This window comes from Pseudomonas sp. Irchel s3b6 (genome assembly GCF_900187415.1).
In the GTDB taxonomy this organism is placed as follows: Bacteria; Pseudomonadota; Gammaproteobacteria; order Pseudomonadales; family Pseudomonadaceae; genus Aquipseudomonas.
Genome location: NZ_FYDM01000008.1, coordinates 65,455 through 83,081, shown reverse-complemented (window position 1 = coordinate 83,081; position 17,627 = coordinate 65,455). Strand labels below are relative to the sequence as shown.

Sequence of the window (17,627 nt, the reverse complement as noted above, 5' to 3'; positions counted from 1 at the left end):
ACCATGGCCTATTTCGAACACGAAGGTTGCACGCTGCACTACGAGGAATATGGCCACGGCACGCCGTTGCTGCTGGTTCACGGGCTGGGTTCGAGCACGCTGGACTGGGAGAAGCAGATCCCCGAGCTCTCGGCCCGCTACCGCCTGATCATCCCCGATGTGCGCGGCCATGGCCGCTCCGACAAACCCCGGGAGCGCTACAGCATTGCCGGCTTCAGCGCCGACCTGGTCGCGCTGATCGAACACCTGAACCTGGGCCCGGCTCACCTGGTGGGGCTGTCCATGGGCGGCATGATCGGTTTTCAACTGGCGGTGGACCAGCCGGGGTTGCTCAAAAGCCTGTCCATCGTCAACAGCGCGCCGCAAGTCAAGGTCCGCACCGCAGACGATTACTGGCAATGGTTCAAGCGCTGGGGCCTGATGCACCTGCTGAGCCTTGGCAGCATCGGCAAGGCCCTGGGCGCCAAACTGTTCCCCAAACCCGAACAGGCCGACCTGCGGCAAAAGATGGCCGAGCGCTGGGCAAAAAACGACAAACGTGCTTATCTCGCCAGCTTCAATGCCATTGTTGGCTGGGGGGTTCAGGAACGACTGGCGAAAGTCACCTGTCCAACCCTGGTCATCAGCGCCGACCATGACTACACACCGGTGGCGCTGAAAGCAGCCTATGTAAAACTGTTGCCCGATGCGCGACTGGTGGTGATCGAGGATTCACGCCATGCCACGCCACTGGACCAGCCGCAGCGCTTCAACCAGACCCTGCTTGAATTTCTAACCACAGTCGACACTACTACCCAGGATCACTGACCCATGCTGAAAAAAATCGCCCTCGCCACAGGCGCAGTCCTGTTCGCCGCCAACCTGATGGCTGCCGAAGCAGCCAAGGCACCCCACGTATTGCTCGAGACCACCAACGGCTCGATCGAAATCGAACTGGACCCGGTCAAGGCGCCGGTCAGCACCAAGAACTTTCTGGCCTACGTCGACAGCGGCTTCTACACCAACACCATTTTCCACCGCGTGATTCCGGGCTTCATGGTCCAGGGGGGTGGCTTCACCCCGCAAATGGCGCAGAAAGACACCAAGGCGCCGATCAAGAACGAAGCCAGCAATGGCCTGCATAACGTACGCGGCACGCTGTCGATGGCCCGCACCTCGAACCCGGATTCGGCCACCAGCCAGTTCTTCATCAACGTCGCCGACAATGACTTCCTGAACCCGGGACGCGATGCCGGTTATGCAGTGTTCGCCAAAGTGGTCAAGGGGATGGACGTGGTCGACATCATCGTCAACTCGCAGACCACCACTAAACAAGGCATGCAGAACGTGCCTATCGACCCGGTGCTGATCAAGTCGGCCAAGCGCATCGACTAAGCTGTACAGGGCGTCCCGAGCGGCCGCGCAAGGAACGGCGTGCCGCTCGCATCGAAAAAAGGAGAGCCCGCACGCGGGCGTTTGACTGATGCTTTATCGCCGCTTCGAAAAACTGATCGACATATTCCGTGACGCCCCGACGGCGGCCCCGCCCGATCGAGTCCTGCCCTTCTATACCTATTACCTGCGCCAGGTCTGGCCGAGCTTCGCCGCGCTGTTGATCATCGGCCTGTTCGGTGCGCTGATCGAAGTGGCGCTGTTCAGTTACCTGAGCCGGATCATCGACCTGGCCCAGGGCACACCGAATGCCGACTTCTTCAAGGTCCACGGTGTTGAACTGGCCTGGATGGCAGTGGTCGCGCTGGTCCTGCGCCCGGTGTTCGTCGGTCTGCACGACCTGCTGGTGCACCAGACCCTGAGCCCCGGCATGACCAGCCTGATTCGCTGGCAGAACCACAGCTACGTGCTCAAGCAGAGCCTGAATTTCTTCCAGAACGACTTCGCCGGGCGCATCGCCCAACGGATCATGCAAACCGGCAACTCCCTGCGCGACTCCGCGGTGCAAGCGGTGGATGCATTGTGGCATGTGCTGATCTACGCGATCAGCTCACTGGTGCTGTTCGCCGAGGCCGACTGGCGCCTGATGATTCCGTTGCTGACCTGGATCGCCGCCTACCTCGGCGCGCTCTACTACTTCGTGCCTCGGGTCAAGGAACGCTCGGTGGTGTCCTCCGACGCCCGCTCCAAACTGATGGGCCGGATTGTCGACGGCTACACCAACATCACCACGCTCAAGCTGTTTGCCCACACCAACTTCGAACAGCAGTACGCCCGTGAAGCCATTGCCGAACAGACTGAAAAATCCCAGCTGGCCGGGCGCGTCGTCACCAGCATGGACGTGGTCATCACCAGCATGAACGGCCTGCTGATTGTCGGCACCACGGGCCTGGCGTTGTGGTTGTGGACCCAGTCGCTGATCTCGGTCGGCGCCATTGCCCTGGCCACCGGCCTGGTGATCCGCATCGTCAACATGTCTGGCTGGATCATGTGGGTGGTCAACGGCATCTTCGAGAACATCGGGATGGTCCAGGACGGCCTGCAAACCATCGCGCAACCGATCAGCGTCACCGATCGTGAACCGGCTCCCCGCCTGCAAGTGGACCGTGGCGAAGTGCGTTTCGAACACGTGGCGTTTCACTATGGCAAGAAAAGCGGAATCATCGGCGACCTGAACCTGACCATTCGGCCCGGCGAGAAAATCGGCTTGATCGGTCCTTCCGGCGCCGGCAAATCGACCCTGGTCAACCTGCTGCTGCGCCTGTACGACCTGCAGGACGGGCAGATCCTGATCGATGGCCAGAACATTGCCCATGTGGCTCAGGAAAGCTTGCGCGAACGAATCGGCATGATCACCCAGGACACTTCGCTGCTGCACCGCTCGATCCGTGACAACCTGCTGTACGGCAAACCCGATGCCACCGACGCCGAACTCTGGGAGGCCGCGCACAAAGCCCGTGCCGACGAGTTCATCCCGTTGCTGTCGGACGCTGAAGGCCGCACGGGCTTCGACGCCCACGTCGGTGAGCGCGGGGTCAAACTCTCCGGCGGTCAACGGCAACGCATCGCCATCGCCCGGGTGCTGCTCAAGGACGCGCCGATCCTGATCATGGATGAAGCCACCTCGGCACTGGACTCGGAGGTAGAGGCAGCGATCCAGGAAAGCCTCGAAACCCTGATGCAGGGCAAGACCGTGATCGCCATCGCGCACCGGCTTTCCACCATCGCCCGGATGGATCGCCTGGTGGTGCTGGAAAACGGCCGGATCGCCGAAAGCGGCACCCACGCCGAACTGTTGGCCCATGGCGGGTTGTATGCCCGGCTGTGGCAACACCAGACCGGAGGGTTTGTCGGCATCGATTGAGTCGAGCCCATACGCTCCCCCCTGTGGCGAGCGAGCTTGCTCGCCACAGGGCATGTATCCGCTATCCCCGCGCCTTCCCACACCCGATCTGCGATAACCGTCACAACCCCTCAAGCACGGGCACCGGCGTTTTTATGATCACTGGAATTCCAGAAGAATCCTGCTGTACTCAGGGCAGGTTCGGGAGATGGTGCTGTCGTCCATCTGCTGGAGGCAAACGGTCGCGATAACTCCAAAGGGCTCTCTCTTATGTCTCTGTTAAAACGTTCGGCTACAGAGTTGGTAGGTACGTTCTGGCTGGTGTTGGGTGGTTGTGGCAGTGCGGTGTTGGCGGCAGCCTTTCCCGAGGTCGGGATTGGCCTGCTGGGGGTTTCCCTGGCATTTGGCCTGACGGTGCTGACCATGGCGTTTGCCATCGGCCATATCTCGGGCTGCCACCTCAACCCGGCGGTGTCGCTGGGGCTGGTGGTCGGCGGGCGATTCCCGGCCAAGGAACTGCCGGCCTATATCATCGCCCAGGTGATCGGCGCGATCATTGCCGCCGCCCTGCTGTACTTCATCGCCAGCGGCAAGCCGGGCTTCGAACTGGCCAGCGGCCTGGCCTCCAACGGCTACGGTGAACACTCACCAGGCAGCTACTCGATGACCGCTGGCTTTGTCAGTGAGCTGGTGATGACGGCGATGTTCATCCTGATCATCCTTGGCGCCACCGACAAACGCGCCCCGGCCGGAATGGCTCCGATCGCCATCGGCCTGGGGCTGACCCTGATTCACCTGATCTCGATTCCGGTCACCAACACCTCGGTCAACCCCGCGCGCAGTACCGGCCCTGCGCTGATTGTCGGCGGCTGGGCGATTCAACAGCTTTGGCTGTTCTGGCTGGCGCCGCTGCTGGGCGCGGTGATTGGCGGCGTAATGTACCGCTGGCTGGGCAAGGAAGACAGTTAAGCGACGCCTAGGCGCGAGGGTCAGCCCTGTCGATATGGCAAGGCTGTCCTCGCTTCTTGCGCATACCCCATCACCCCGATGCGCTCGCGCTCGAGAAAATCCTGGACCGCCGCCTTCAATCCCGCGTGACGCAGGTAGTGCCAGGAATGGGTGATCACCGGTTCAAACCCACGAATCAACTTATGCTCACCCTGGGCGCCGGCATCAAATCGCTGGAAACCGTTGGCGATGGCGTAGTCCATGCCTTGATAGAAACAGGTCTCGAAGTGCAGGCGGTCGAACTCCGCCAGGCAGCCCCAGTAGCGCCCATAAAAACTGTCGCCCCCCACCAGGCTGAAGGCCATGGCCACGGGCCGCGCCCCTTGTTTGGCCAACACCACCCGTATCGCTTCGGGCATGCGCTCGGCCAGCAGGCTGAAGAATTCCCGGGTCAGGTAAGGTGACTGCCGACGCACCGCATAGGTGTTGGCGTAGCAGGCATAGACGAAATCCCACTGTGCCTGGTCGAGTTGGTGCCCTTCTAGCCATTCAAACTCAATGCCCTGCCCCGCCACTTGCTCGCGCTCCTTGCGCATTTGCTTGCGCTTGCGTGAACTCAGCGCATCGAGGAAATCCTGGAAGTCCCGATACCCGCGATTCTGCCAGTGGTATTGGCAGCCGACACGTTGCAGCCAACCCGGCTGCTCGGCCAGGGCAGCATCGGTAAAGGCATCGGTGAAGTTGATATGGGCGCTGGAAAGTTCCTCGATCTCCAGGTACCCGGGCAGGCTCTTGAGCAGTTCGAAGCCATCCTGCACCTTGGCGGCCAACAAGCGCGGCCCGCTGACCGGGCTGAACGGCACGGCCGTCAACAGCTTGGGGTAGTACGCGATCCCGGCCTTTTCACAGGCATCGGCCCAGCCATGGTCGAACACGTATTCGCCATAAGAGTGCCATTTACGGTAACTGGGCAACGCCGCCAGCAGATGGCCGTCTTCGATGTGCAGCAAGTGCTCCGGTTGCCAGCCGGAATGGGGGCCGAGACTGCCACTGTCTTCCAGCGCCCCCAGAAATGCATGGCGCAGGAACGGCTGGGTGTCCGGCACCAGGGCATCCCATTCCTGAGGCGCAATGGCGGACAAACTGTCCAAAACGTGTAACGGCATTCTGTTCCCCGCAGGTGCAGCCTCAAGACCCTCCGAGTATCGCCCATCCGTGGCATTGGCCGTCATAAAAAAACCCCGCCGAGGCGGGGTGAAACGAAAGGAGCTTTAACGGATGAAGAAAGAGCTCGTGCTGCCGTTACCGCGTTTTAGAACACGTATTGAGCACGAAGCACGAAGCCATCGCCGCTGTCATCGCCCGTACGCTCTGCCGGGGTAGTCCCGCTGGCCGCCGTGGCGTTGGTCACATTGTCAGTGTCGGCCATGAGGTAGGCCGCGGAGATTTTCACCGCTTCGTTGGCGTACCAGTTGACGCCGACGGTATGAACCCGGGCTTCGGCATCGCCAACGTCACGGGTCAGGGTGGCGGTGGTGACGTTGTCGTCATCGACGATCATGCTGTCGTAACGGTAGTACAGTTCCCAGGCACCGATGGACTTGTTGTCTGGCTTGATCGCATCGAATTTACCGATTTTGTAGCCGCGGGATTCGCCTGTCAGGGTGTAGGCGCCCTGAACGTAGAAGCCATCACCCTTGATGTCTTCATAAGCGTTGTCGTCGGCCTTGGTCTTACGGGTGATGTACTCACCCTGGATCGAGGCCGGGCCCATGGCGAATGCCGCTTCCAGGCCGAATGCATCGTCACGGGAGTAGGAGCCGGCCGGCGACGAGGAACTGCCGCCCAGCACCGGACGGTTGCCGTTGGAACCGGCATCGTTACCGCCTTGGGTTTCAACACCCCGCATGCCCATTCGGGTGCGATAACGGGAATCGAAGGCCGTGTCGGAGACATCTCGGGAGGCGACGTTCACACCGAAGTGCAGCACATTGCCGCCTTCATGCATGGGCGCGAAGACAAAGCGACCGTTGACCTGCTTGACGCTGTTGCCATCGGTGTCGTCGGTGTCCTTGCTGAACACACCGGCGGAGGCATAGAACGAATCAGCGAATACGCCGGAGGTTTGCAGGCCCATACCGTTCTGGTGGGTGTTTGCCCAGTCGACCATGTCGTAGGCCATGTTGCGCTCTGGTGCGGTGACCCATTTGGAACTGGTGGCTTTTTCCAGGCCGAAGTCCGGGTCGAAACGACCGACCTTGATCGAGACCGGCTTGAAGCCGTTGTAGGCCAGCGACCCCTCGTCGAAGTAACCGTTCTCGGAGTCACCGGTGTTGTGGGAGAAGTCGTAGTTGATGGTGTAAGCCCAATCGGTATACAGCACGCCGGACAGTTCCAGGAATGCGCGACGGAAGTAGGCCGCATCCGCGGTATCACCGTTCTTGGTGTAGATCCCGTCGAACTGGCTGTAGTCAGCCTGCAAGCGGCCGCCCAGTTTGAAGCTGAATTCTTTGTCGGTGGTTGCGACCTCAAGGCCGCCCTTGGTCTTGACTACGATATCGGCGCCGTCAGTGGTCACGGTGCCAGCGAAAGCCTGGGCGGTCACTGCCATGGCCAGTACGCTGGCAGCAAAACCGGCGAAGTGCTTACGGATCATCGAAAAGTTCCCCTAATTGGTGGTCAAAGCTTGGTTACACGCGGTTCAGGCCCGCTGGTGTTGGGAGGGGATCTTGGCGGCGGGTGATTGCAGGCAAGTTGCCATTAGATAAAGATTTGATGACAACGGAACTTTTTTACTTCGAATCGAAATAAATCTGCTACGCGTTGAAAAGCGGGCTGAAAGCCGCGAGATAGAGGGGGGGGCACAGGGGAGGAAGCAACAGCTTTCAGAGGAACCTAGGGCTGTGTATTGTGCTTCTGGCGTTCGGCCGCCAGTCGTCCGGCCAGGTCGTCGACACCCGGTACCGGTTCTTCAGGCATGGCGCGCAAGGTCGCCTGCATCAAGCGCATTTGCCGCACGAAGCGTCGGCAATTGGGGCAAAACATCAGGTGATGGCGCACCATCAAGCGCTCTCGAAAGCTCAATTGGCCATCGAGATAATCGCTGGAGCGTGCCACCTGTTCCTTACACGTCAGCATTGGCCGGTTTCCTCAAAATGCTCAACGGTCGCGAAGACCTTCAGGCGTGCCCTGTGCAACAGCACCCGGACATTGGAGAGCGAGATCTCCAGAAGATTACAGATTTCCTCCAGCTCAAGCCCTTGCCGGTCGCGCAACAGCAGAACGCTGCTCTGCAATTCAGGCAGGCTGAGCAAGGTCTTCTCCATGCACTCGCGCAGTTCGTCTTCGGTGAGCAAGGCCTCGGGCGTGTCCTGGTGCCAGGCAAAAGGCGCCACCAGCCAGTGACCGTCGGCGGCTGAAAACCGGTCGTCCCCGAGGGTGCCATGGGGCGACGGCAAGTCGTCCAGCAACACTTCCCGACGGTTTTGCTTGTAGCGGCTTTTCGCGGCGTTCGCGGTGATGGTCAACAACCAGGTCTTGAGACTCGAACGGCCTTGAAATCCCGCCAGGTTACGCACCACCGACAGCCAGGCGTCCTGCACCACTTCATCGGCATGGCGCGCGCCGACGATGGCATACGCCACCGCCCGCATCGCACTTTGATAGGTGCCGACCAGTTCCTTGTAAGCCCTCTGCTCGCCCGCCAGCAGGCGCTCGAGCAGTTGGTTGTCGTCAGTCATCAACGTTTGCGCAGAATCACGCTGCCGATGGAGTAACCGGCGCCAAAGGAGCTAAGCACCGCCAGGGAACCTGCGGGCAAGTCGTCCTGATGCTTGTGGAAGGCAATCACGGAACCGGCCGAACTGGTGTTGGCGTAGGTGTCGAGAATCACCGGTGCTTCTTCTTCGGTGGCTTCACGGCCCAGCAACTTCCGGACGATCAGGTGGTTCATGCTGAGGTTGGCCTGATGCAGCCAGAAACGCTTCACGTCGCTGATGTTCAGGGTGTTCTCTTCCAGGTGGGTGGCGATCAGCTCGGCGACCATCGGGCAGACGTCACGGAACACCTTGCGGCCTTCCTGCACAAACAGTTTGTCACGGGCACCGATGCCCTCTTCCGCGGCGCGGTTGAGGAAGCCGAAGTTGTTGCGGATGTTGTTGGAGAACTTGGTCAGCAGCTTGGTGCTGACCACGTCGAACTGGTGCGCAGAGGTGGCCAGATCGGCGCGTTCGATGATCACGGCCGTGGCGGCATCACCGAAGATGAAATGGCTATCGCGATCGCGGAAGTTCAGGTGACCGGTACAGACTTCCGGGTTGACCATCAGGATCGCCCGCGCCTGGCCCAGCTGTACGCTGTTGGCGGCAGCCTGAATACCGAAGGTGGCCGAGGAGCAGGCTACGTTCATGTCGAACCCGAAGCCTTCGATACCCAGGGCTTCCTGGACTTCGATGGCAATGGCCGGGTAGGCGCGTTGCAGGTTGGAGCACGCAACGATCACACCGTCGATGTCCGCCGCGGTTTTACCGGCGCGTTGCAGGGCCTGTTCGGCGGCGCCAATGGCCATCTGGCACAGCACCGACCATTCGTCGTTGGAGCGCTCAGGCAGGCGGGGAGCCATGCGTGCCGGGTCAAGGATGCCTTCCTTGTCCATGACAAAGCGGCTCTTGATCCCGGAAGCCTTTTCGATAAAGGCCACGCTGGACTCGGTCAGCGCCTCGACCTCGCCGCGCGCGATGGCATCGGCGTTGTCGGCATTGAACCGGGCGACATAGGTATTGAAAGACTGCACCAGCTCTTCGTTGGAGATGCTGTTGGCCGGGGTGTACAGGCCGGTGCCGCTGATGACGACGTTATGCATGGTCGTTTCTCTAATCTGGTCAGGCAGAAAGCGTTGGCACCGACGTACCAACACATAAAGGGTCTTATCCCGTCAGCGGGAATCAACCTGGCGTCGCTTTATTCCGATCCACCCTTGCCGTCGAAGGCTCAAAACCGCGGGGCCGGCGTTTATAGGCGCGAAGTTTGCCATAAACATTGGCGTTTGGCCCCTATTTGCAGGATGAAACGCCGATCGAATGTGGGAGCGGGCTTGCTCCGGGCGGCGATCCGACGAAGAGGCCGTCATGGATTGACATACCGCCTTCGCGAGCAAGCCCGCTCCCACAGGATCAAGGTTCGACCTGACTCCATTGCTTGCTCAAACGCTTGTCGGAGATTGGCACCTTGGTCCCCAACTGCTGGGCAAACAGCGAAACGCGGTACTCCTCCAGCCACCAACGGTACAACTCGAGCGCAGGATCACGCTTGCCTTCCTGAGCGTGTTTGCTGGCGCGAGCCTGGTATTGCGCCCAGAGCCCGCTCAGTTCGCCACTCCAGACCCGATCCTTTTGCACCTGCGCGCCGAGTTTCTCGAAGCGCTGCTCGACTGCCTTGAGGTAGCGCGGCAATTCCTTGAGCCACTGCATCGGGGTTTCACGGACAAAGCCCGGGTACACCAGATGACTCAACTGCTGCTTGATATCGTTCAAGGCCACGGCCTGGGCCAGGTCGATCTTGCCCTTGAAGCGCTTCTGCAGCGCGTGCCAGTGCTTGAGAATCTCCAGCGTCAATCGGGCCAGGCGCTCGGCGTGTTCGGTCCAGGCGCCACGTTTGCGTTCGGCCAGCGAGGCCAGGCCGGCGCCGTCCCGGGGCAGACTGGCTTCGCCGTCAAGAATGCAACTGTCCAGGCTCGCCAGCAGGATATCTTCCACCAGACTGTCGATGCGCCCCAGTTCGCGGTACATCAAGCCCAGTTCAGTGAGCCCCGGCAGTTTGCCGCGCAGGAACTTCGCCGGCTCGGCCAGTTGCTGCATGAGCAGGCGTTGCAAGGCGCGACGGTGCTGGAATTCGGCTTCGGCCGGGGTGGAGAAACGCCCTTCCTTGACCGTGCCCGCCTCCTCCACCAGCGCCGGATAGACCGTCATCGACAGCCCGGCGATCTTCTGTTGGGTTTTCTCGGCCACGGCGGCAAAGACTTTCGCCTCCACCGGCTGCTGGCTTTTCGCGGTTTGCGGCACGGCCAACGCCGCCTGGCTGGCCTCGGCGAAACGCGCCGTCAGCTCGGCCAGGTCGCGGCCCTCGCCGAGGAACTTGCCCTGGCCATCGACGATTTCCAGGTTCATCCGCAAATGGCTTTCCACCTGCTGCGCCGCTTCGGCCCAGGCTTCATCGCTGACCCGCGCACCGGTCATGCGCAACAGCTCGCGACCCAGCGCTTGCGGCAGCGAAGCCTCAGCGAAGGTGATGCGTTGCAACGCGGCCTTGACGAAGTCCGGCACCGGCACGAAGTTCTTGCGCAAGGCCTTGGGCAGGTTGCGCACCAGAGCGATGCACTTGGCCTCGATCACCCCCGGCACCAGCCACTCCAGGCGCTCCGGCGGCAGCATCGGCAGTAACGGTGCCGGCACCCGCAGGGTCACGCCATCACGCGGGTGGTTGGGCTCGAAGTGATAACTCAACGGCAGCGTCAGGTCCCCCAGGCGCAGGGTGTCCGGATAATGCGCGGCGGTGATTTCGTTGGCTTCGCGGGCCAGCACGTCCTCTTCACGCATGATCAGCAACTGCGGCTCTTTCTGGCTGTTGACCCGATACCAGCTGTCGAAGGTCGCGGTCTGATGAATCTCGGCGGGCAGGCGCGCCTCGTAGAAGGCGAACAAGGTTTCTTCGTCCGCCAGAATGTCACGGCGCCGGGCCTTGGCTTCCAGCTCATCGAGCTGTTCGAGCAGTTGCGCATTGGCCGACAGGCACTTGGCCCTAGACTGGATTTCACCACGTACCAAGGCTTCGCGGATAAACAGTTCGCGGGAAACCCCAGGGTCGATCGGCCCATAGTGCACCGGCCGGCGACCGACGATGATCAGCCCGAACAAGGTGATCTGTTCGTAAGCCACCACTTGTCCGCGCTTCTTCTCCCAATGGGGTTCGAAGTGATTTTTCTTGATCAGGTGCCCGGCCAGGGGTTCGATCCAGTCGGCATCGATCTTGGCCACCATGCGCGCATAGAGCTTGGTGGTTTCCACCAGTTCGGCGGTCATCAACCATTGCGGACGCTTCTTGCCCAGCCCCGAGGACGGATGAATCCAGAAGCGTCGCTGACGCGCACCGAGATAATCGCCCTCGTCAGTCTTCTGGCCGATCTGGCTGAGCAAGCCGGACAACACAGCCTTGTGCAGCTTCGGATAATCCGCCGGCTCTTTATTGAGGGACAGCTGCATGTCGCGGCAGATCAGGCTCAACTGACGATGGGAGTCGCGCCACTCGCGCAAGCGCAGGTAGTTCAGGAAATTCTTGCGGCACCAGTTGCGCAACGGACTGGCCGTCAGGGCCTGGCGCTGCTCTTCAAAACCGCGCCACAGATTGACCAGCCCGGCGAAGTCCGAATCCACATCCTTCCATTGTGCGTGGGCCTGGTCGGCGGCCTGTTGCCGCTCCGGTGGCCGCTCGCGCGGGTCCTGGATCGACATGGCGCTGGCAACGATCAGCACTTCCTGCAAGCTGCCGAGTTTCGCGGCTTCCAGCAGCATGCGACCCATGCGCGGGTCCACCGGCAAGCGCGCCAGCTGACGGCCCAACGGGGTCAACTGGCTGTTGCGGTCCACCGCCGAGAGTTCTTGCAGCAAGTTGAAGCCGTCGCTGATGGCCTTGCCATCCGGCGGTTCGATAAACGGGAAATCGGTGATCTCGCCCAGGCGCAGATGGAGCATCTGCAAAATCACCGCCGCGAGGTTGGTGCGCAGGATTTCCGGGTCGGTAAATTCCGGACGGCCGATAAAGTCCTCTTCGCTGTACAGGCGCACGCAAATGCCCGGCTCGACCCGCCCGCAGCGACCCTTGCGCTGGTTGGCACTGGCCTGGGAAATGGCCTCGATCGGCAAGCGTTGAACCTTGGCGCGGTAGCTGTAGCGGCTAATGCGCGCCGTACCGCTGTCGATCACGTAGCGAATGCCCGGCACGGTCAGCGAAGTTTCCGCGACGTTGGTCGCCAGGACCACGCGACGGCCCGGATGGGACTGGAAGATTCGCTGCTGCTCGGCCGGCGACAACCGTGCATAGAGCGGCAGAATCTCGGTGTGCTTGAGCTGGGCCTTGCGCAGCATGTCGGCGGCGTCACGAATCTCGCGCTCACCCGGCAGGAACACCAGCACATCCCCCGGGCTGCGGCGCTCGCTGCGCTCATGGGCGGCGATTTCGTCAAGGGTGGCGAGGATCGCCTGATCCACCGTCAGGTCGTCCTCGACCCGGTTACCTTCTTCGTCCTGCTCCAGCGTCAACGGCCGGTACCAGGTGTCTACCGGGAAGGTGCGGCCGGAGACCTCGACAATCGGTGCATCGTCGAAGTGCTTGGAGAAGCGCTCCAGATCGATGGTCGCCGAGGTGATGATGACTTTCAGGTCCGGGCGACGGGGCAGCAGGGTTTTCAGGTAACCGAGCAAAAAGTCGATGTTCAGGCTGCGTTCGTGGGCTTCGTCGACGATGATCGTGTCGTAGCGTTCGAGGTAGCGGTCGTTCTGGGTTTCCGCCAGCAGGATGCCGTCGGTCATCAGCTTGATCAGGGTGTTGGCATCGCTCTGGTCCTCGAACCGCACCTGATAACCGACCAGGGCGCCAAGCGGCGTGGCCAGTTCTTCGGCCACCCGGCTGGCGACGCTGCGGGCAGCGATCCGGCGCGGCTGGGTATGACCGATCAGGCCGTGCTGGCCGCGCCCGATTTCCAGGCAGATCTTCGGCAACTGGGTGGTCTTGCCCGAGCCGGTTTCACCGGCAATGATCAGCACCTGATGCTGTTGCAGTGCCGCCTTGATTTCATCGCGCTTGGCGGCAATCGGCAGGCTGTCGTCGTAACGAATCACCGGCAGGCTGGCACGTCGCGCCAGCACCTGGTCGCAGGACGCCTGCATGCGCGCCACCCACTGGGCCAGCTTGGCTTCGTCGGGTTTCTTGCGCAGCTCGAGCAACTGGCGCCGCAACCGGTGACGGTCGGCGAGCATGGCGTGATCGAGGTTTTTCAGCAGTTTGTCGATGGAGGGCGATTCGTCAGTCATAGAAGCAGCGGCAAGCTTTAAGCCAAAAGCGGCAAGAGTAACAGAGATGCGGCCGCAAGCTGATTCGCTTTTAACTTGAAGCTTGTCGCTTGCAGCTTATAGCTGCTCTCCCCCTTTACGCCGATACGGAAACACGTCGATCACCTTGCCGGCCCGAATCGCCTCTTGCAGGCTTTTCCAGTAGTCGGCGTTGTACAGCTCTCCGTGCAACTGGTTGAACAGCCGGCGCTGGCCGGCATCGGCAAACAGGAACGGCGGGAACTCCTCCGGGAACACGTCCAGCGGGCCGATGGAATACCAGGGCTCGGAGGCCATTTCGTCTTCTGGGGTACGCGGTTGCGGAATGTGGCGGAAGTTGGCTTCGGTGAGAAAGCAGATCTCGTCGTAGTCATAAAACACCACGCGCCCGTGCCGGGTGACACCGAAGTTCTTCAACAGCATGTCGCCGGGAAAGATGTTGGCCGCCGCCAGCTGCTTGATCGCCAGCCCGTAGTCCTCCAACGCCTCGCGCACCTGGGCGGGGTTGGCGTTCTCCAGGTACAGGTTTAGCGGGGTCATCCGGCGCTCGGTCCAGCAGTGGCGAATCAACACCGTATCGCCCTCCACTTGCACCGTGGAGGCGGCGACTTCCAGCAATTCGGCCAGGCACGCCGGGTCAAACTTGCTCAATGGGAAACGGAAGTCGGCGAACTCCTGGGTATCGGCCATGCGCCCGACGCGGTCGACACTTTTCACCAGCCGGTACTTCTCGATGACCGTCGCACGATCGACGTTTTTCGACGGAGAGAACCGGTCCTTGATGATCTTGAACACGGTGTTGAACCCCGGCAGGGTAAACACGCTCATGACCATGCCGCGTACACCGGGCGCCATGATGAACGGGTCATCGGTGTTGGCCAGGTGATTGATCAGCGCCCGGTAGAACTCCGACTTGCCGTGCTTGTAGAAGCCAATCGAGGTGTACAGCTCGGCGATGTGCTTGCCCGGCAGAATGCGCCTGAGGAAGCCGATGAATTCCGCCGGCACCGGCACATCGACCATGAAATACGAGCGGGTGAACGAGAAAATGATCGACACGTCGGCTTCATCGGTGATCAACGCATCGATCTGGATGCCCCGCCCTTCGCGGTGCAGGAATGGAATCACCAGCGGCCATTGTTCGTCCGCGGTAAAGATGCGTCCCACCAGGTAGGCACCCTTGTTGCGATAGAGCACCGAAGAAAACAGCTCGACGCTCAACTCAGGATCCTTGCACACCCAATCGGGCAGGTTCTCGCGCAGTTGCGATTCGAGCCGGCGCAGGTCACCCGCAAGGTCGGCATAGTCCTCGCTGAAGCGGTAGTCGGCAAAGATACTCGCCAGCATCCCCGTCAACTGGCCGTGGGGCTTGTAGGTGCGGGTTTGTGCGGCACGGGCCCGACGCAGGCTCGGCCGGGTGGTGTGAATGAACATGCTGCCGTCGCTGATCAGGTCGTGGCTGAACAGCCCGCAGAAGGTCGAGTTGTACCAGGTCTCAGACAACTCATCGTCGAAACGCAGGTCGATCAGGCTGATATAGGCACTTTTGACCAGTGGCCAACTGCTGACATCCAGCAGCGTCTCGGTGGCAAAGGCCGCATGCAGGCGACCCACCACCTCGCCGACCTTCTCTTCGTAGAGGTTGATCCGCGCCGCCGACGCTACCTGCGCCTCCTGCCACTGCGCCTGTTCGAAGCGGGCCCGGGCGCCATCGGTGATCTGGCGGAAATGCTCGCGATAATCATCGAAACCGTCGAGGATCATCTGGGCGATATCGGCGGCGGGCCATGGCTGCGGCATGTGGAGACCTCTGCGGGGGTGGTTCTTATCGTTGGAGGCTGAGCTTAGAGGTCAATTGTCAGGCAACGCAACCATTGCCTTGGCCCCGTGCGGCAGCGACACTTGCGCCCCGATAAGGAAGGAACGAGCCGTGAACCCCGTCGATATTCTGCGTTTGTTGTCACTTGCCGCCATTTGGGGAGCGAGCTTTCTGTTCATGCGCATCATTGCCCCAGAGATTGGCACAATCCCCACTGCCTTTTTCCGGGTGTCCATCGCTGCCACCGGCTTGCTGGTGATCCTGGCGCTGATGCGCGTCAGCTGGGACTTTCGCGGCAAGTTCAAGACGGTGCTGTTGCTCGGGGTGATCAACTCCGGGATTCCGGCGACCCTGTACTCGGTGGCCGCCCAAGTGCTGCCTGCGGGTTACTCGGCGATTTTCAATGCCACCACCCCGCTGATGGGCGTATTGATCGGCGGGCTGTTCTTCAGCGAAAGACTCAGCCTGTCGAAGATGGCGGGCGTCGCCCTCGGCCTGCTGGGTGTCGCCGTACTGACCCGCGCCGGCCCCATGGCCTTTGATATGGAACTGTTACTGGGCGCCCTCGCCTGCCTGCTGGCGACCACCTGCTACGGCTTCGCCGGGTTCCTGGCGCGACGCTGGCTCGACCATCAAGGCGGCCTCGACAGTCGGCTCTCGGCACTGGGCAGCATGCTCGGCGCCACCCTGTTCCTGCTTCCCCTGTTCGGCTACAGCGTGATCAGTCAGCCACCCGTGAGCTGGGGCGGCTGGAGCGTCTGGTTGTCGCTGCTGGGGCTGGGCCTGGGGTGCACCGCGCTGGCCTACATCCTGTACTTCCGCTTGCTCACCTCGATCGGCCCGATCAAATCCATGACCGTGACCTTCATGATCCCGCCATTCGGGGTGTTGTGGGGGGCATTGTTTCTCGATGAGCCGTTGTCGATGGTCCATGTATATGGCGGGGTTTTGATTGCGGCGGCGCTGTGGCTGGTGCTCAAACCCGTGGCGGCGAAAGCCTCAAGGCAGGCCTGACAACAAGGGATGGCGGCGCATCGATACGCTCAATGCGCTGCCCGGACGGCCTGCACCTCAGCTCAAGGATATGCCAGCGTAATCAGGTAAGCCCCTGACGTCACCGGCTTGCCGGCACCGTCCACCAAGGCGTAATGCTGGTCGTAGTAACGGCCATCCTGGGTCCTGTCGACCACCCGCTTCACATCCACACGGGAATGATCGAGCGCGCTGACCGAGCGAACTGGCTCGACGCTCTGCACACTGTCGCCGACATGACGTGAACTCCGGCTGGCCGGATCCGCAATGCCCGCCATGAAAAAACGCGACCTTCGTCCATCACGAAGGTCGCGCCCGCATCAGCCTGACTTGCGGAACACAAACACCAGCCCTACGATAATCAGCACCATCCCCAGCAGACTCAACGTCGCCAGCCGGTTGCCGAAGATCAGGTAGTCCATCACCGCGGTCACTGCGGGCACCAGGTAGAACAGGCTGGTGACGTTCACCAGGTTGCCACGGGCAATCAGGCGATACAGCAGCAAGGTGGCCAACAGCGACACCACCAGCCCCATCCACAACACCGGTACGATGAAGCCGACACTGTGTTCAAAGTGGAACGGCTGGAACGGCACGAACACCCCGCACAACAACAGCCCGGCCAGGTACTGCACCGGCAGCGTGCCCAGCGGATTGTCAGTGATGCGCTTTTGCATGATGGAGCCTACGGTCATGCTCAGCAGCGCCAGCAGGCCATAGAGCATCCCGGCCAGCGACATCCCGGCCAGACCGATGCCCTGGTACACCACCATGATCAATCCCGCCAGGCCTAGCGTCAGGCCGAATATCCGGCTCCAGGAACGCTGACGCTCCATCAACACCACCGTGAGTATCGGCTGCACCCCCATGATGGTCGCCATGACCCCCGGCGTGACGTTGAGGTCCAGCGCCAACAGATAGAAAATCTGATAGGCGCCCAACAGCACCAGACCGGTGGCCGCCGCATAGCACAGCGACCGGCCGCCACGGGGCCGTTGGAGATTGAACAACGGGACCAACAGCACCAGCCCGCACAGGGCAATGGCAAAACGGATCAACAGGAACGCAAAGGGCGAGGCATGGGCCAGTCCCCACTTGGAGAAAATCGCCCCACTGCTCCAGAGCAGAACAAACAGACTCGTGGAGGCCGCCGCCAGTGCGGTCTTTTTGGAAATGAGCAACATGAAAACCACCTGTCATCAGGCAATAAGCCAACTCAGCCGAAGCCGAAATTCATTTTTTTTGTGTTCAGGCAGGCACAGGGAGCAGCAGAAATGCCGATCAGCCCGAAATGCCGACACCTGGCGGTGAGACCACCGCGCACACTGGCGTGCGACTGACAGGAGGGGGGTAATGACTGATCTGCCCTGGCTGCTGTTTCCCGCACGGCACGACGCCAGCGTTGACCGCTGAATCGACTACCGCGTTGACGTGGAATGCAGGCATGGGCTGA

At 61.3% G+C, this 17,627-nt stretch carries 14 protein-coding genes; 5 read left to right on the top strand and 9 right to left on the bottom strand.

Going from position 1 to position 17,627, the window contains the following annotated elements; genetic code table 11:
• Positions 1-3: 3 nt before the first annotated feature.
• The 4 genes from CKW07_RS15095 (at position 4) to aqpZ (ending at position 4,243) form a co-directional block, all read left to right on the top strand.
• Positions 4-807, top strand: a complete 804-nt coding sequence (locus tag CKW07_RS15095) for an alpha/beta fold hydrolase (protein WP_095145606.1) — start codon at positions 4-6, stop codon at positions 805-807.
• Between the two features lie 3 nt (positions 808-810).
• Positions 811-1,374, top strand: a complete 564-nt coding sequence (locus CKW07_RS15090) for a peptidylprolyl isomerase (protein ID WP_095145605.1) — start codon at positions 811-813, stop codon at positions 1,372-1,374.
• A gap of 88 nt (positions 1,375-1,462) precedes the next feature.
• Positions 1,463-3,295: an ABC transporter ATP-binding protein gene (locus CKW07_RS15085; protein ID WP_095145604.1), complete on the top strand. Its 1,833-nt coding sequence runs from the start codon at positions 1,463-1,465 to the stop codon at positions 3,293-3,295.
• A gap of 249 nt (positions 3,296-3,544) precedes the next feature.
• Positions 3,545-4,243, top strand: coding sequence for an aquaporin Z (aqpZ, locus tag CKW07_RS15080; RefSeq protein ID WP_095145603.1), 699 nt, complete (start codon positions 3,545-3,547; stop codon positions 4,241-4,243).
• 20 nt (positions 4,244-4,263) lie between these two features.
• Here the strand turns inward: aqpZ and CKW07_RS15075 are convergent, their stop codons facing one another.
• From CKW07_RS15075 to aceK, 7 genes are all read right to left on the bottom strand, one after another.
• The gene (locus CKW07_RS15075; protein WP_095145602.1) at positions 4,264-5,388 is read right to left on the bottom strand and encodes a GNAT family N-acetyltransferase; all 1,125 of its coding nucleotides are present in this window, start codon (positions 5,386-5,388) and stop codon (positions 4,264-4,266) included.
• Between the two features lie 146 nt (positions 5,389-5,534).
• Positions 5,535-6,878, bottom strand: coding sequence for an OprO/OprP family phosphate-selective porin (locus CKW07_RS15070; protein WP_095145601.1), 1,344 nt, complete (start codon positions 6,876-6,878; stop codon positions 5,535-5,537).
• Positions 6,879-7,117: 239 nt separating this feature from the next.
• Complete coding sequence (locus tag CKW07_RS15065; protein WP_095080234.1) at positions 7,118-7,360, bottom strand: anti-sigma factor; 243 nt, start codon at positions 7,358-7,360, stop codon at positions 7,118-7,120.
• Positions 7,354-7,962, bottom strand: coding sequence for an RNA polymerase sigma factor (locus CKW07_RS15060; RefSeq protein WP_095145600.1), 609 nt, complete (start codon positions 7,960-7,962; stop codon positions 7,354-7,356). The genes CKW07_RS15065 and CKW07_RS15060 overlap by 7 nt, the downstream gene beginning before the upstream one ends.
• Entirely contained in the window at positions 7,962-9,083 is a 1,122-nt protein-coding gene (locus tag CKW07_RS15055) for a beta-ketoacyl-ACP synthase III (RefSeq protein ID WP_095145599.1), read from the bottom strand. Before CKW07_RS15055 ends, CKW07_RS15060 begins: the two co-directional genes overlap by 1 nt.
• Positions 9,084-9,393: 310 nt before the next feature.
• Complete coding sequence (gene hrpA, locus CKW07_RS15050) at positions 9,394-13,305, bottom strand: ATP-dependent RNA helicase HrpA (protein WP_095145598.1); 3,912 nt, start codon at positions 13,303-13,305, stop codon at positions 9,394-9,396.
• Between the two features lie 96 nt (positions 13,306-13,401).
• Positions 13,402-15,123, bottom strand: a complete 1,722-nt coding sequence (aceK, locus tag CKW07_RS15045; RefSeq protein ID WP_095145597.1) for a bifunctional isocitrate dehydrogenase kinase/phosphatase — start codon at positions 15,121-15,123, stop codon at positions 13,402-13,404.
• Positions 15,124-15,253: 130 nt separating this feature from the next.
• Here aceK and CKW07_RS15040 point away from each other — a divergent pair, with 130 nt between their 5' ends.
• Complete coding sequence (locus CKW07_RS15040) at positions 15,254-16,156, top strand: DMT family transporter (protein WP_095145596.1); 903 nt, start codon at positions 15,254-15,256, stop codon at positions 16,154-16,156.
• 62 nt (positions 16,157-16,218) lie between these two features.
• On the opposite strand, the gene CKW07_RS15035 is transcribed toward CKW07_RS15040, so the two are convergent.
• A complete protein-coding gene (locus tag CKW07_RS15035) occupies positions 16,219-16,452 on the bottom strand; it encodes a hypothetical protein (RefSeq protein ID WP_256577054.1) in 234 nt (77 codons plus the stop codon).
• A 42-nt stretch (positions 16,453-16,494) separates the two neighbouring features.
• A complete protein-coding gene (locus CKW07_RS15030; protein WP_095145595.1) occupies positions 16,495-17,358 on the bottom strand; it encodes a DMT family transporter in 864 nt (287 codons plus the stop codon).
• Positions 17,359-17,627: the final 269 nt, after the last annotated feature.

Bases quoted from the DNA above. Each gene is read 5' to 3' on its own strand.
- CKW07_RS15085 (WP_095145604.1), top strand. From the start codon at position 1,463: ATGCTTTATCGCCGCTTCGAAAAACTGATCGACATATTCCGTGACGCC.
- CKW07_RS15095 (WP_095145606.1), top strand. From the start codon at position 4: ATGGCCTATTTCGAACACGAAGGTTGCACGCTGCACTACGAGGAATAT.
- CKW07_RS15090 (WP_095145605.1), top strand. From the start codon at position 811: ATGCTGAAAAAAATCGCCCTCGCCACAGGCGCAGTCCTGTTCGCCGCC.
- CKW07_RS15035 (WP_256577054.1), bottom strand. From the start codon at position 16,452: ATGGCGGGCATTGCGGATCCGGCCAGCCGGAGTTCACGTCATGTCGGC.
- aqpZ (WP_095145603.1), top strand. From the start codon at position 3,545: ATGTCTCTGTTAAAACGTTCGGCTACAGAGTTGGTAGGTACGTTCTGG.
- CKW07_RS15030 (WP_095145595.1), bottom strand. From the start codon at position 17,358: ATGTTGCTCATTTCCAAAAAGACCGCACTGGCGGCGGCCTCCACGAGT.
- hrpA (WP_095145598.1), bottom strand. From the start codon at position 13,305: ATGACTGACGAATCGCCCTCCATCGACAAACTGCTGAAAAACCTCGAT.
- CKW07_RS15075 (WP_095145602.1), bottom strand. From the start codon at position 5,388: ATGCCGTTACACGTTTTGGACAGTTTGTCCGCCATTGCGCCTCAGGAA.
- aceK (WP_095145597.1), bottom strand. From the start codon at position 15,123: ATGCCGCAGCCATGGCCCGCCGCCGATATCGCCCAGATGATCCTCGAC.
- CKW07_RS15055 (WP_095145599.1), bottom strand. From the start codon at position 9,083: ATGCATAACGTCGTCATCAGCGGCACCGGCCTGTACACCCCGGCCAAC.
- CKW07_RS15070 (WP_095145601.1), bottom strand. From the start codon at position 6,878: ATGATCCGTAAGCACTTCGCCGGTTTTGCTGCCAGCGTACTGGCCATG.
- CKW07_RS15065 (WP_095080234.1), bottom strand. From the start codon at position 7,360: ATGCTGACGTGTAAGGAACAGGTGGCACGCTCCAGCGATTATCTCGAT.
- CKW07_RS15060 (WP_095145600.1), bottom strand. From the start codon at position 7,962: ATGACTGACGACAACCAACTGCTCGAGCGCCTGCTGGCGGGCGAGCAG.